The 15,591-nt window shown below is 29.4% G+C and carries 7 protein-coding genes; all 7 read right to left on the bottom strand.

Going from position 1 to position 15,591, the window contains the following annotated elements:
• Positions 1-31: 31 nt before the first annotated feature.
• Complete coding sequence (locus tag ACXYRR_RS00630) at positions 32-4,453, bottom strand: DNA-directed RNA polymerase subunit beta' (RefSeq protein ID WP_458597288.1); 4,422 nt, start codon at positions 4,451-4,453, stop codon at positions 32-34.
• On the bottom strand, positions 4,443-8,090 hold the full coding sequence (gene rpoB, locus ACXYRR_RS00635; protein WP_458597289.1) for a DNA-directed RNA polymerase subunit beta: 3,648 nt from the start codon (positions 8,088-8,090) through the stop codon (positions 4,443-4,445). Before rpoB ends, ACXYRR_RS00630 begins: the two co-directional genes overlap by 11 nt.
• Before the next feature lie 289 nt (positions 8,091-8,379).
• Positions 8,380-10,065, bottom strand: coding sequence for an ABC transporter permease family protein (locus ACXYRR_RS00640; protein WP_458597290.1), 1,686 nt, complete (start codon positions 10,063-10,065; stop codon positions 8,380-8,382).
• Complete coding sequence (locus ACXYRR_RS00645; protein WP_458597291.1) at positions 10,058-10,771, bottom strand: ATP-binding cassette domain-containing protein; 714 nt, start codon at positions 10,769-10,771, stop codon at positions 10,058-10,060. Before ACXYRR_RS00645 ends, ACXYRR_RS00640 begins: the two co-directional genes overlap by 8 nt.
• 1 nt (position 10,772) lies before the next feature.
• Positions 10,773-11,975 (bottom strand): ABC transporter thiamine pyrophosphate-binding lipoprotein p37/Cypl, encoded by a 1,203-nt coding sequence (cypl, locus tag ACXYRR_RS00650; RefSeq protein WP_458597292.1) that lies wholly within the window; start codon positions 11,973-11,975, stop codon positions 10,773-10,775.
• Between the two features lie 142 nt (positions 11,976-12,117).
• Positions 12,118-14,523 carry an MAG1360 family OppF-related protein gene (locus tag ACXYRR_RS00655; protein ID WP_458597293.1) on the bottom strand — a complete coding sequence of 802 codons (2,406 nt, stop codon included), beginning with the start codon at positions 14,521-14,523 and terminating at the stop codon, positions 12,118-12,120.
• 8 nt (positions 14,524-14,531) lie between these two features.
• Positions 14,532-15,545 (bottom strand): ECF transporter S component, encoded by a 1,014-nt coding sequence (locus tag ACXYRR_RS00660; protein WP_458597294.1) that lies wholly within the window; start codon positions 15,543-15,545, stop codon positions 14,532-14,534.
• Positions 15,546-15,591 lie beyond the last annotated feature (46 nt).

Consider the following 15,591-nt stretch of genomic DNA (forward strand, 5'->3'; position numbering starts at 1 on the left):
CACTATAACAAACATGTTATAGTGTTGAATTTTATTCAAATGTTTCGTATTCAAATTCTCCAAAGTCATTGTCATGCACTGATTCAAATTGATCTTCATAAGATGATTCGGTTAATTCATCGAAGTCTACATGAATGTTATCTAAAGTATCGTTATCAATAGGAGCATTCGGATCATATTTTGATTTAAAATAGGTTCTGGGATTTCGGATATCATATTTTCCTTTTAGTTCAAAATTACTGTTTGTTCCAGCAGGAATTTTATGTCCTAAAATGATGTTTTCCTTTAAACCTTCAAGTTTATCAACACGATTTCCAACAGCAGAGTTAACTAATATCTTAGCAGTTTCTTGGTAAGAAGCAGCTGACAACCACGAATCTGAAAGTAATGGTACTTGTTTTGCTCCACGGATTTTCACTTCACCATAAGCAGGTTTTAACCCTGCAGCAAGTAGTTTTCCGTTTTCTTTTTGATATACAAATGTATCAATTAATGCACCATTAAAGAATTTTGAATCCCCAGGATCAGTAATCATAATTTTTGATAATAATTGACGGATGATAATTTCAATATATTTATCAGCAATTGTAATTCCTTGAAGACGATAAAGTCTTTGAGTTTCTTTAAGTAAGTAGTTTTGCACCGCACGAGGTCCAGCAACTTCTAAAAGATCTTTTAAGATAATAGGGCCTTCGAAAATCTTTTGTCCAGGAACAACATTATCACCTTTTTTAACACGCAATTTTTGAGAAAGTTTTCCGTTATATTGTGTTTCAATAATTTCACCATTATGTGCAGTTGAACGAACTGTTACAATATAAATATCTGTTTTTTGTCCTGTATCACGGTTTTTAGCTTGTTCGATTTTAACAACCTTACCAAAAACTTTTGAAATAATAGCAGGTTTTCCTCACGGAAAATCATAAGCATCGATAAGCTCGATGAGACGACCAAATCCTCCGGTAATATCTTCAACCCCAGCAACCCCACCAGTATGGAATGTACGCATTGTAAGTTGTGTCCCGGGTTCCCCGATTGATTGAGCTGCAACAACCCCGACCGCTTCACCAGTACTTACGACACGATTGGTTGCTAAGTCTTTTCCATAACAGTGTTTACATACTCCATTACGTGTATGACATGATAATACAGAACGGATATCTACTTTCTCTAATTTTAATTCCTTGGTAATTTTATCTGCGATATCAGGAGTTATTAAGATGTTTGCCTCAACTGCAATATTTCCGTTTTTATCAAGAATCGCAGAGTTGGTATATCTACCTTCAATCCGATCCCATAATGATTCAATAACTGTATCAGTTTTGGTATCTTTAATAGCCTTAACCTCAAAACCAAAATCAGATCCACAATCTTCTTCACGAACAACTATTCCTTGCCCGACATCTACTAATCTACGTGTTAAATATCCAGACTTAGCAGTATTTAAAGCAGTATCGGTAAGTCCTTTACGCGCCCCGTGAGTTGATGAGTAAAATTCATATGCGCTAAGTCCATCAAGGAAAGAAGATTTAACAGGGATTTCAATTGTAGAACGAACCACACGATCATTTTCAGCATCAGCCTTTAAAATTTTGGTGTTGTTGCTCATTAAACCACGCATACCAGCAAGCTGAGTAAAGTTTGATGCATTACCACGGGCTCCTGATGTCATCATCATAAATAATGGGTTTTCAATATCTGATTGTGTAACTTTTTTAAGTTCTTTTTCAATTTCTTCTTTAACCTTTGATCAATGCTGAATTGTTAAATTGTAGCGTTCATCATCAGTTAAGTATCCATCTTCGTAGAATTGACGCAGTTTTGCAGTATGTTCATCTCCTTCTACTATTTTTTCCTTGGTTGATTCTAATGTCTTAACATCGTTCATCGAAATAGTTGTTCCAGAAATGGTAGAATATTGAAAACCTAAGTCCTTAATTTTATCTAAAATTGTAGCGACATAATTTGTATATTTGAATCAAACATTTTCTAAAACTTTTGTATATTCATCGATTGTTCAACTTACTAATGAGTTATCAATTCCTTTTAGATGATTGTTATAATTAATTTTTTCAAACTCTTCAACTAAAAATGTGTTAATTAATTTAGCATGTTCTAATGGAATATAATCACCATTATAATCACGCAATGCTTCACAATCATTTAATCTAAAAGTGTAGTTTGAATAAGTTGTAGCATCAATTATGTTAGCGACATCTTCTTTGGTTACTACATACACATATTTTTCGTAAATTTTACGAATTATCTTTGCAATATCTTTTTTAGCTAATCCACGGGTAACTTCAAGATGTTTAATTACATCCCGAAAGTTTTCACCATAATTTAGTGTATAACGATCTAAAGCATTTTCAGAAGTATGAATTACTTCTTTTTCGATTACAATTTCTTTACCATCAGAATCTTGTTTATATGTTTTTTCGCTGTATTTACCAAAAACAAATTCAAATTCATCTGGGAAAGCTTGATTTAAAATAAATTTACCAACTGATGAAATAATATAAGGTTTATTGGTCTGTTCTGATATGAATTTTTTATTTAATGCAGCAATAGGTAAAACAATTCGAGCATGTAAATCTAGATAATCTCTTTCATAAGCTAGCATCATTTCATCGAATGAACCATAATAATTTCCTTCACCTTTAACACCTGCTTTTTCAATAGTTAAATAGTAAAGTCCTAAAATCATATCTTGTGACGGGTTAATAATTGGTTCACCATCTTTAGGACCTAAAATATTTTTTGAAGCAAGCATTAATTCTTTTGCTTCAAGAACGGCTTGATCACTAACTGGGATGTGTACTGCCATTTGATCCCCGTCGAAGTCGGCATTAAATGCTGTTGTTACTAACGGATGCAATTTGATTGCTTTTCCACGAATTAATACAGGATAAAATGCTTGGATTGAAAGACGGTGTAAGGTAGGAGCACGGTTTAATAGTACCGGTCTATCTTCAATTGCGCGTTCTACATATGGTCAAATTCTTGGATCAAGACCTTCGATGAGTTTTTTAGCTGTTTTAACACTTGTAACCCCATCTTCATTAGAAATAAGTTCGCGAACAATTCAAGGTTCAAATAATTTAGCCGCCATATCACGAGGAATACCGACTTCATACATTTTAAGTTTAGGACCACCGACAATAACACTACGTCCTGAATAATCAACACGTTTTCCGAGTAAGTTTTGACGGAAGCGCCCTTTCTTACCTGTTAAAGCATCTGAAATAGATTTAAGTGGTTGTCCATCTTTTGAAGAAACCGGAGCTGGTTTTTTTCTACCATTGTCAATTAAAGCATCAACTGCTTCTTGAATCATCCGATATTCATTTTGCTTGATTAACATTGGAGCATCTTGTTCGATTCATTTCTTTAAACGGGTGTTACGAATAATGATGCGACGATAGAGTTCGTTAATATCACTTGTTGAGTGTCTTCCACCATCTAATTGTACCAATGGTCTAAGATCAGCAGGAATAACTGGTAAGTTATAAATTAACATATCGGTAGGTTTTTGTCCAGAGCGAATAAATGAAGTTATAATAGTAAGACGTTTGTATAATTTGGTTCGTTCTTGGATTTTTGAAGCAGAATTATTTACTCCGTTTTCTTCAATTTCTAAGTTTATTGCATCAATATCAGCTTGAACTGCTGCTCTTTCTGCTTCTAAATCAATATGTTTAAGTAGGTATTCAATAGCATTTGAACCTGTTCCAATTTTAGCATCGGTAAATTCTTCAATAACTTCATTGTAAGAATAAAAGTCAATTCCAAATGATTTTCCATCTTCAGATTGTGCATATTCAAGCAGTTCATCTAATGTTTGTTGAATTTCTTCGATAGCATCTGGATCATCGTATTCTAATGTTAACATTTCACGAAGAACTTCAAGATAAAATTCAGGTGCTTCGTTAATATTTACAATAGTATTCTTTTTAAGTGATTTTAAATTACCTGTTTCTAAAACAATATGAGATTTATAATAAATAAGTTTTTCTAAATCAGCCTTTGTTACCGGTTTATTACTATCGTGAACTCTAAGACCTAAAAGTTTTGAAATAATAGAGTGATCAATTTTGAAAAATCAAAAGTGTACAACAGGGTTTTCAAGTTTGATATGTCCCATTCTACTACGACGTGAAATTTTGGGTAAAATCACTGGTTTATATTTTTCACATTGTGGATTTTTAGTACAGATTTGATTTTCATCAGTTTTTTTGTATTTAGTACCACACACAGGACATTTATAATCAGTTACTGGACCAAAGATTAATTCATCAAAAAGTCCATCTTTTTCTGGTTTATATGTTTTATAGTTAATGGTTTCAGGTTTAGTTACCTCGCCATAAGATCATTTTTCAACATCTGCTTTTGTAGCAAGTGAAAGGGTTATTCTGTTGATGGGTGATTTTTTATCAAAAGTATTATTCATCATCACCTCCTGTTTCAAATTGAATCATATCAAATTCGGTTATTTGGTCGCTTTCATCGATTGTGTCAGAAAGTTCTAATTTCATTCCTAAACCTTTAAGTTCGTGACTTAAAACATTAAATGATTCAGGTGTTCCTGGAGTTGGTAGTTGTTTTCCGGAAACTAATGCAGAATAAAGGGCATTACGTCCTAAAATATCATCGGATTTATAAGTTAATATCTCTTGTAAAACATTGGTTGCACCATATGATTCAAGTGCTCATGTTTCCATTTCACCAAATCTTTGACCACCATTTTGTGATTTTCCTCCAAGAGGTTGTTGAGTAATTAGTGAATATGGACCGACAGAACGAGCATGCATTTTATCATCCACCATATGGTTAAGTTTAAGCATATACATTACACCCACAGAAATAGGTTTATCGAACCTACGTCCTGTAATGGGATCAATTACAATTTGTTTACCTGTTTTATCTAATCCTGCTTCTTCTAATGCGGCCTCAATATCTTGTTTTTTTACTCCATCAAAAGACGGGGAAACAAATTTGGTGTTCAATTTACGAGCAGCCATTCCAAGATGAAGTTCTAAGATTTGTCCAATGTTCATCCGTGATGGTACCCCTTGTGGATTAAGCATAATATCAAGTGGTGTTCCATCTTCTAAATATGGCATATCTTCTTCTGGTAAAACAATTGAAATAACACCTTTGTTTCCATGGCGACCTGCCATTTTATCACCAACTTTAATCTTACGTTTTTGTGCAATTGAAACTTTAACAATTTTCTCTACACCTTCTTCTAAAACATCATTATTTTCTTTTGAAAGAACTTCAACATGGATAACAGTTCCTCCATGACCATTTTTTACTTTCAAGGATGTATCTTTAATTCCGGTTGAACGACTTCCTAAAATAGCTTGAAGTAACTTTTCTTCTTGTGAAGGGTTTTCTTCACCTTTTGGAGATGTGCGACCCACTAAAACATCACCGGGTAACACTTCGGAACCTACTTTTACAATACCTGTTTCATCAAGATGACGAATCGAATGCTTAGAAACTTGTGGGATATTAGCTGTTAATATATCGTTTCCAGCACGAGAACTACGGAATTGGATAATTTGTTCTTCAACATGAATAGATGTATAAACATCATCTTTAACCAGTCTTTCGTTAATAATAACAGCATCTTCAAAGTTGTATCCGTTTCAAGTGGTAAAACCAACTAAAACATTCTTACCTAGTGCTAATTCACCGTCCTTAAAAGAAGAACCATCAGTTAATAAATCTCCAGCTTTAACTTGTTGTCCTTTACGAACTAGTGGTTTTTGCTGAATAACTGTTCCTTGGTTACTTCTTTCAAAATTACGCAGTGAATATTTATCAGTTACACCACTTTCGCTACGCTTTACAAAGATTTTTGAACTATCAACATATGTAACAGTTCCTGAGTTTTTTGCAATAAGGTTATAAGAAGAGTATTTAGCAATATCTGCTTCAATTCCAGTTGCAATTAAAGGTGCTTCAGCTTCTATTAATGGAACTGCTTGACGTTGCATATTCGATCCCATCAGTGCACGGTTAGCATCATCATTTTCTAAGAATGGTATACCTGCAGCAGCAACGGAAACCATTTGTTTTGATGACACTTCCAAAAAATCAACATCTTTTGGGGTTCCAACAATATAGTTGTAATCACGTCTTATAGTTAGTGTAGGAGTAATAATTTTGTTGTTATCATCAATTTGTACTGATGATTGGGCAAATGAATATCCGATTTCTTGGGCAGCTGTTAAATAACGAACATCGTTATAATCAACAACGCCATTATTAACTTTATAATAAGGGGTTTTTAAGAATCCAAGTTCATCAACTTGTGCAAATGTTGCATAGTTTAAAATCAAACCGATATTAAGTCCTTCAGGTGTTTCGATCGGACAAATTCTTCCATAGTGAGTTGAATGAACATCCCGAACTTCAAATTGAGCTGTATCACGACTAAGACCACCAGGACCTAATGATGTAACACGGCGTTTGTTAGAAACTTCTGCTAATGGGTTAATTTGATCCATAAATTGTGAAAGTTTTGAAGAGTTAAAAAAGGTTTTCATCTGATTGGTTATGAGTTTATTATTAGTTACGTTTTTTGCAGTAACTTTTTCGGCTTCCTTTGAACCAATACGTTCGCGAGTAGTTTTTTCAAGTTTTGCTAAAGCAATCATCAATTGTGCTTCCAATAATTCACCAACAGAAACAATTCTTTTGTTAATCAATGAATCCGGGTCATCATCTTGACCTACTCCAACAGTAAGATTGAAATAGTAACTAATAGCAGCAACAATATCGGAAATTAATAAGTGTGTTTCGATTGATTTAGGATCATTACCAATTATAATAATAGGTTGCTCCGGCTTAGTTTCCATTCATTTTTTAGACGGATATACTTTGACTTTAATAATTTTAGTTCGTTTTCTTAATTCTGGATTATTGTATCCGTGATGGTTTTCGTAATGATGTGAATTTGTTTCACTAGCAGGACGATAAACTTTATGATAAACATGTTCTGGATCGATGTCTTCTAACTTCTCTGATGGTAGAACACGTGTATTAAATCATCCTTGGATTTCTCGTGCTTTTTTATAATCAATAAATGAACCTTTGCTTAATAAGATTTCACCGTTTTTTGTTTTTAAATCTTCAGCAAGGTATGTTTTAGTAATACGGTCTACTAAAGAAAGTTTTTTATTAAGCATGTAACGACCCGTTACAGAAAGGTTGTATCTTTTTTTATCAAACAACATACTTGGAAGCAATGATTTTTTTGCTTCTGCTGTTTCGCGATCTCCTTTACGAATGGTTTTGAAGATTTCCTCTTGTGAAAAATCAATAATTTCTTGTTGATTATATTCTTCATTACCAAGAATTTTATCCTTTTTCAAGGTTTCAACTAGCAATTCATTCTTACCAAAAAGTTTATACAGCATTTTTGGAGTAAATCCAAAAGAACCAAGCAAGGTACCTAATGCAATACTTTTATTCTTATCGACTTTAACTTTTACAACATCCAGATTCGATGAAGTAACCTTGTGCGAAACTTCAAATCATGAACCGATTCTTGGCAAAATTTCAAGTTTGTTAAACAAGTCATCTGATTGCTTGTTACGTACACCTAATCCGAAATAAGCACCAGGTGATCGGATAAGTTGGCTCACAATAACTTTTTCAGAACCGTTAATAATAAAACTACCACCAGAAGTTATATATGGAATTTCTCCTAATAAGACTCTTTCTTGTTTTACAACTCCGGTTTTTACATTTTCTACATTTAAATTAACATAAACTTTTGCACTAAAGTTCATACCTTTAGCTTTACATTTGTTGATTTCATCACCTTCACTAGTGATTTTTTTATATGGTAATTCAACATCAAAACTAGATTTTAAGCACTCAAGTCTAATTTGTCCAGTTGTAATAGGATAAATTTCCATTAATGCATTTTGAATACCATTCTTCATAAATTCTGCAAAAGATTCTTTGCTTGTTTGAAGAATATCAAAAAGAGGTAGAGATTGTTTGGTGATAGAATAATCTCTACGTTCAGTTTTTGGACCAAATTTACGAATTCGATATTTTTTTTGTTCCATTTTAACCCTTTCGAAAATTGCAATTTTCTTTTTTATGAATTTCATTTTTGTGGTATTATCATAAAAACATAAAAAGTGAAATAAATTATACCATAAAATAAAGTAAAGAGTATGCAAATATTTTAGAAAAAAATCTCCAAAAAGTCTTAAAATAGTTGGACTTTTTAGAGAAAAAGTTGTTGATTTTTATTTTTTAGATGCTTTGTAATTATCTTAAAGTAGTTAATTTTTTATTTATTTTAAAAGTAAAATCTTAATTTTAAAATAAATTGTCTTTTGATTTAGTTTATTAATAAGTTTGAACTTGCTTTTTAAATCTTTTACACAACTTTTTATAGATGTTTATAACAAGTTCGCATAATCATTTTCATAATTTGTGCAGTAAAAATGTTTTATAAAGTAAAAATAATAATTCAAGTAGTACATAAATAAAGAAAGCCGGTAAAAAAGCAGGGATAATTTTTCCAAATTCTTGTTTTTCTTCATAACGACTTATATATGTGTAAATTATAATGTTAGAAAACACCCCATATGTTATGAAATTTCGATAAGTTCCTTCGCTCTCAAAGAGCAGTAAGGAAATAATAGCCTTTTTATACATAGGAAGCAAGATGTTTTTATAAATAAATCATCTGCTATAACCTAGTTTTCTTCAATGTTTAACTTTACTTTCATCGATTCGATTAATAACTTCTGAAAACTGCTTGCTCATAGCTCTAAATGCGATGATGATAACGGCTAAAATAATTGCAGTTTCAAAGTAAAAGATTGAATTAAATAATATAAAAAAGATTAAAACAGAGATTGATTTTAATAGCACTATAAATAATTTAAAAAAGTATGTTTGAATCGGTTTAAATAATTTTTCACTCATCAAGATTGCATATAAAATAGCTAGCAAGAATGCTAAATAAATCGCTATATAGGTCTGTTTGAAGATACTTCAGTAAGAATTATATATATTTGGATCTATAGTAACTTCTGAAAAATCAAAAATAAACAAGTTGTTAAATCACAATTTTAAAAACTCTATATTAACTTTTGTTTGTGATAAATCTACAAAACTTGTTATTATAATAGCGAAAAAAACTGCAAAAATAAGATATTTAAGGATTTTTTTATAATTATATGCTAATGAATATGGGGTTTTTTCTGATGGATTTTTAATTTTAGGTGACACAAATAAAAATTTATTAAATAAAATTAAAATCCCCTCAAAAAAACCAACTAAAATAACAACAAAAAGGATACTTATTCCTAAATATTCAATTTTTTCCTTGAAAAAATTGAATACAAATCCGATTCCATAGATCCCGACTGAACCTAAAATAGAATTTCAACGGATATTAGATTCGATTGCTAATAAGGAGTTCATTATAAATTTGTTTTTGTTTGATAAAACAATATTGATATAAAAACTTTTATAACGTGGCATTCCTAAATTAATATCTTGTCAGAACTTTTTGGTATTACTTGATTCAAAGATATCACAAAAATATCGATGCAATCATAATCATGTTGTGTATCAAAAAATCATAAACGCAATCATATCTTTTTGATAAGATGATCCGAATATCATTATTGGCACCAAAATCGGCATTGAACGTAATAAGATAATAGCAATTCGCACAATTCATGTTCATCAGTTTTTTCTTCATAAATTTAATGAACTAAAATAAGCAGTTATAAAAGCAAGCAAAAGTCCGACAAAGGTTCCACTAAAAACAGATTTAATGGTAATTCACATATATTTAATATTTAAAATTCATAAATTTTCATTAATAAAATCAGGTGAATTAGAACGGAATTCAAAGAGATTTTTTAAATTAACCCAAAAAAGCTTTAAACCAATTTTTGATGGTTTGATGTTAAGTTGATATATAAATATAAATAAAATAATTAAGGAGGTTATTAATAGGGTTCATTTAGTTAAAGTTTTTTGTCAAACTTTAACTAAAAATTTCTTTTTAGTCAAAATATTTCCTTAGCTCATCAGGATCATATTCACCTTTATAATATATTTTTTGAATTTCTTGATTTTTAATTGCAATGATTTTGTCAATATATTTAACTGCATCAGAAAGGTTATGCAGTGCAATAATAATATATTTATTTTTTTTAATACTTTGCAGGTAGTCAAAAACTAGTTTGGCATTAGTGATGTCTAAATTACTAGTTAACTCATCACATAGGAGGATTTTAGTGTCGTTAAGGAGATTTAAGATGATAGCAAAACGTTGTTTTTGCCCAGCAGAAAGCTGTTCTATTGGTTTAAAAATAAATTCTGACATTCCAAAATGATTGCAAAGTTGAAAAATTTCTTCTTTTTGCTGCTTGGTGAAAATTCTAAGTCATTTAAATAAAGGATTTTTGTATTTTTTGTAAAAATGTTGTAAATTTTTATAAAAATCTAAAGAAGTTATTAAATTATCATCAGGAGCAATATAGATTATGTCGTTTTTATACTTTTTTAACTTGTTTTTAGGTATTTTAGCGCCATTGTATAAATAATAACCTGAAGTAATTAATTCAAAATCAAAAAAGGATTTTAAAATTGTACTCTTACCAGTTCCGCTTTTTCCGATTAAACCAACAATGCAATTGGTCGTGATGTCTAAATTGACATTTTTTAAGATAATTTTATCGGTATATTTTAAATCAACATTTTTAAAACGAATCATTTTAACCTAAGATGTTATCAACAATTGGTCAAAACTCAACATCAGGATTATCAATTTTACGATATCCATTGAATCCAACGGTTGGACCAAAAATATCTTTATCATTTTTGTATAAGTTTACAAATGCAGTTGTAACTTGATTAATTGCATCTGAACTTACATTAGGTCCAAAAACTCCTACATTATATGGTAAAACCTCTGTGACAATAAATTCTTCAAGTTTTTCATTCGGTCTAGTGCTTTGATTAATTTCATATGCATCATGTGGTTTATATTTGGTTCATGCTCACGATGTTTCATCATCAAAAAAGATGTGTTTTTTTGCTTCGTTAGGGTTGTTCATTTCTTTGATTTTACCCCCAATTAAGATGTTGTCTGGTGTTTCGGATGCAACTGTTGCTAGTGGTTTAAAACTTGCTCCAAAGTGTTTTTTAAGTAGTGCTTGTTGTAATAAGTATTTACCACCAGATGTGTTTTTACCGGTGACAATACCATATTTGATAAATTCATTTCAGTTTTTGCTATTTCAAGCTTGCTTGATTTTAGAACGAATATCATCAGTTCCTATCAATACTATTGAACCTCTTTGGTAAGGGACTAAATCTGTTTTAGCATTATATAATGATTGATAAATTTGTCCATCTCAATTGTAACCATTATTTTTGTCATCTCATTGAGATCTTGGTTTAGCATGAAAAAGTGTATCTTCATTTTTTGCAATTTTTCTTAAATCATCATCATCGAGTCCATCGGTATAATGTCCGTGTGCCTTGGTAGTGAAATCATATGTAATATCACCATTAAATTGACGAGTTAGTGTCTGGATGCCTAGTTTAAAACCAAGTTCTCCGACTTTTGCTTTATTCGATTGTAGATAACCAGCTGAAATAAAAGCAAAATCAGATGTACCTTTGGTTAAATCATCGAAAGTAGCTTTGTAATCTTCTTGTCCTCGGAAGATTACTTCAACTTTAACATTTGATTTTAAAGCTTTGAGTTCATCGTTTAATGAATTTTCTAATTTACTTTTGTATTGGTCAAGTGTTAAATTTCCAAGTGCATATTGTTCAGGGGTTCCTAAACTTAATTTTACACTTTGGTTTTCTTGTTTATCTGCTTTAGTAGAAGTTCCACAAGAAACTGCAACTGATATTGATGCAGTTGATGTAAGAATTCCTAAACTAAATAATTTTTTGAATTTCATTTTTCTCCTATCTTAATATAGGACAGAAAAATTTTTAAGAAAGACTCACCACGCTAGCATTACCTAGATCGGCTCTTAAGAGTGTTTCTCAACCTACAAAAACTTGCAAGTACCTCTGCCCTTGCAAATATTATACAAAATTTTAAAAATTATCTAAATCATTACTTGAAATAATATATATCTGATTATTTCATTCATCGTAATCTAAAAAAGCATTTTCTTTATCATTATTCTCGCTATTGCTTGATAAATCAAATTCTATTTCATTAAAAACAGAAGTTAAGGAATATTGCTCAGAATTTTGGGTTTTATCAATAATTATGGTATCAAAATTTTGATTTATCTCTCCTTTTCCTTGTTGTTTGTATGTTTTTAAATTAGTATAGACTTGATGATTAATGCCTGAATGTAAGTTTATTATATATTCATTGGTAAAAAATGCATCAGTAGGCTCCTCGTCCATTATTTTGTGTTCATTAATAAGTTCGTTAGCAAATTTTGTAAAGGGCTTTGAAATAACTTGACTATAATCGCCTGATTCAACAAGTTTGCGATCATTGAAAAGAAAAATTTCATCAAATTCGTTTTTCAAGATATTAAAATCATCGGTTGTATAAATATATGGAATCTTATATTTTTGTGAAAAGACATTTAAAACACGAATGAACTCATTTTTATGATCATATGAAATATCATTTTTTAAATCTTTAATGATTAATAATTTACTGTCATCAACTCAATATTTGATAAGTTTAATTTTAATTTTATCAATGTTTTTTAAGTATTTAAAAGGGATTAAAAAGTTCTTTTGCGAAATTGATATATTTTCAAGTAATGAAACAAATTTTAACATCGCAATAATTTCGTTTAACAATGTTTTTGATAAAGGTTTTTTGTTACTGCAATACTCACTAATATGTTCTAAAAGATTAATCATCCATGGTTTTTTAATAAGTGAATTATAAAAGGAGCTAAGGTTTTCGAAAATATTAGTTGAATTTTCATCTTTATCTGTAATTGAATTAAATAAAAAAGAAACCTTTTTAAATGATGTGTTAAATGACTTAATTACATTTTTTAAATTTATTGAAAACTGATTAATTTTGTTATTTTTGTGAGTTAATAAGTTATCAAAAATTTTGTTTTCAACATAATTACTTCAATCTAATTCGGCCGATGCTGACTGTAACTGTTGATTTAGATTTTTCATTTCAACTAAAAATTTGTGATTGTGAATTTGTTTATAATTGGTATTATCAAATTTACGAATTTTTGACTTGACATCGTTGATTTTATTAATAATCTTTTGATAATGCAGTTTTGAAAGTAAAGTGTAATGATCAACATTGATTTCTAATTCATATTCAATATAATTTTTTAGTTGTTCTTTTATTAATGAATGATTTTTTTCTTTGGTTTTATATCTATTATGAATAAAAAAATCTATTTTATTTGTTACATCGTTATAAAGAAGTTTTAATTCTTCATTATTTAAATAATATAGATTTTTCTTATTTTTTTTTCAAATAAATAATGACTTTCTTTTTGCACAGTAATCTTTATATAATTCAACAAAATCTGAGTGTTGTATATTTGCATATTTAAATTTATATTTTAAAAGTGATATTTCCTTATTTAAATTATAAATTTGCTGGTTGATAAACGTTTTAGAAGTGGTTTTTGTTGTTTTTAAAAACTTATAATAATAATTTATTTCAGTTTTTAAATCTCGTTTTTTAATTTCACCTGAAACTTTTGTAATTGATGTATTATTTATTTTTTGTAAATATTCGTATCTTTTTTTTAGTTCACTAATTTTTTCTTTTTGCAAGATAAAATTAGAATTTTCAAAGGTTGAAAAAACACTTTCGATATCGGATTTTAGTTCTTTCAAAAAGTCCACAAAGTATTTAAAAAGCATATTTTGATACTCATACAGGTTGTAGCGATATTTATAAATTATTTCTTCTAATTCTTTATTTAAAAGCAATTTACTACTTTGTAAAGCACTAATTTTTTTATCTAAGGTATCTTTCTCTCTCTTGTATTCTTGGTTAATGTTAATAATTAAAGGGATAAATTCTGTAATTCTTTTAAAGAAGAGATTTTTTAAAATAAAAGTATTTTGATTAGTGATGTTTGTGATTTTTTGTAAATATCAATCATATTTATATTCAGAATCTATGCAGGCTTTTCAAATCTCGTTGAATGGGATGCTTAAGTCCTTGTTATTACTTATTTTTGATACATCAAAAAAAGATATTTTGTTTAATATTTTCTTTTTATTTGTGATTAAATTAAAATTTTGTTGATTTTGATCATGAAAACCTAAAACAACTGACTTGTTTGTTTTAATAACATCTCATAGGGTCTCAAATGTTAAATTAGTATTAACAGCAGGAATAAAAAAAAGAGATGTATAGGAGCTAATTAAAAGTTTTGGAATGCTGATACTGAGTTTGTTATTTTTTTTAGATGTAAAAAAACCTTTTTGAAAGTCTTCAAATAAATTTTTAAGCACGAACAAAAACTTTGCATCATTGCTCATATATTCTCCTAACGATATGATAAATTACTGTTTTTATTAATTAATTTTGAAATAATCCCATATGTATAATAAATAACTAAGGTATTAAATCATATTTTTACAGGCCCTGTAAGAATGTGTTGAGTGATTCAAAAGAAAATATCTTTTTGTTCCCCATTACCTAATGAAATCAAGTCTGCATACGCTAAAACAGGAACATTTACAAGCTCCAGAAATGCACAAAAAACTACAATAGGAATCAAAGTTAAAAATGTTTCAGTTTTAAAGAAAAATCTTCCAAATAACACAAAGAAAATCATTAATGATGTTCCTGTACTCATTAATCCTAATAAAACTCAACGGTTTTTAATTATACCTTTTTCAATTGCCTCAGGTGAAGCGGCTGAAATAAACCAAGCAACCGAAGCGATTACTACTAAAAGCAGGACAATTGCAGTGATTAAATAGATATTTTTTAGATAATTATCTGAAGCAAGTTGATCAATATATTTCTTTTTATTGTTCAATTTTATCATTTTCATTGCTGATTTTTCGGCTTTTTTTATTTCACCATTTGCTTTAAATTGTAAATACTCCATCGCAAGAATACTTAATTTTTGTCCTATTCTTTGTAGTCTAAACTCCTTGCTAAATGCAGTTTTAAGAATTTGATTAAAATATATCCCAAGTAGTCCGGAAACAAAACCATTTAATGCAGTAGCAACTGTATACATTGGATTATAACCAGCAGGTGGAATAAATAATAAAGATAACAAATCACTTATGATTCCAACAAAGACCCCTACAACTGGTCCAAAGATAAAACCTGCTATTTTTACAGGTAATCCGATAAATGAAAATTTATATGTAGGTAAATTGACAACGGGTAAAATTTGAGCCACAACGATGGTAAAACTAACAGAAATTGCAATTAAAATAGCAACCATCACCATATTTTTAATGGTTCATTTTTTAAACAAACTAATTTCTTTTCAATTTTTACCTTTGACTGTATTTTTCACCGTATCAAAAAAGCGTTTCATATATTTATTTTATATTATTTTTATTGATGTTAAAATTATAAAAGTT

This window comes from Mycoplasma sp. 246B, from assembly GCF_054353935.1.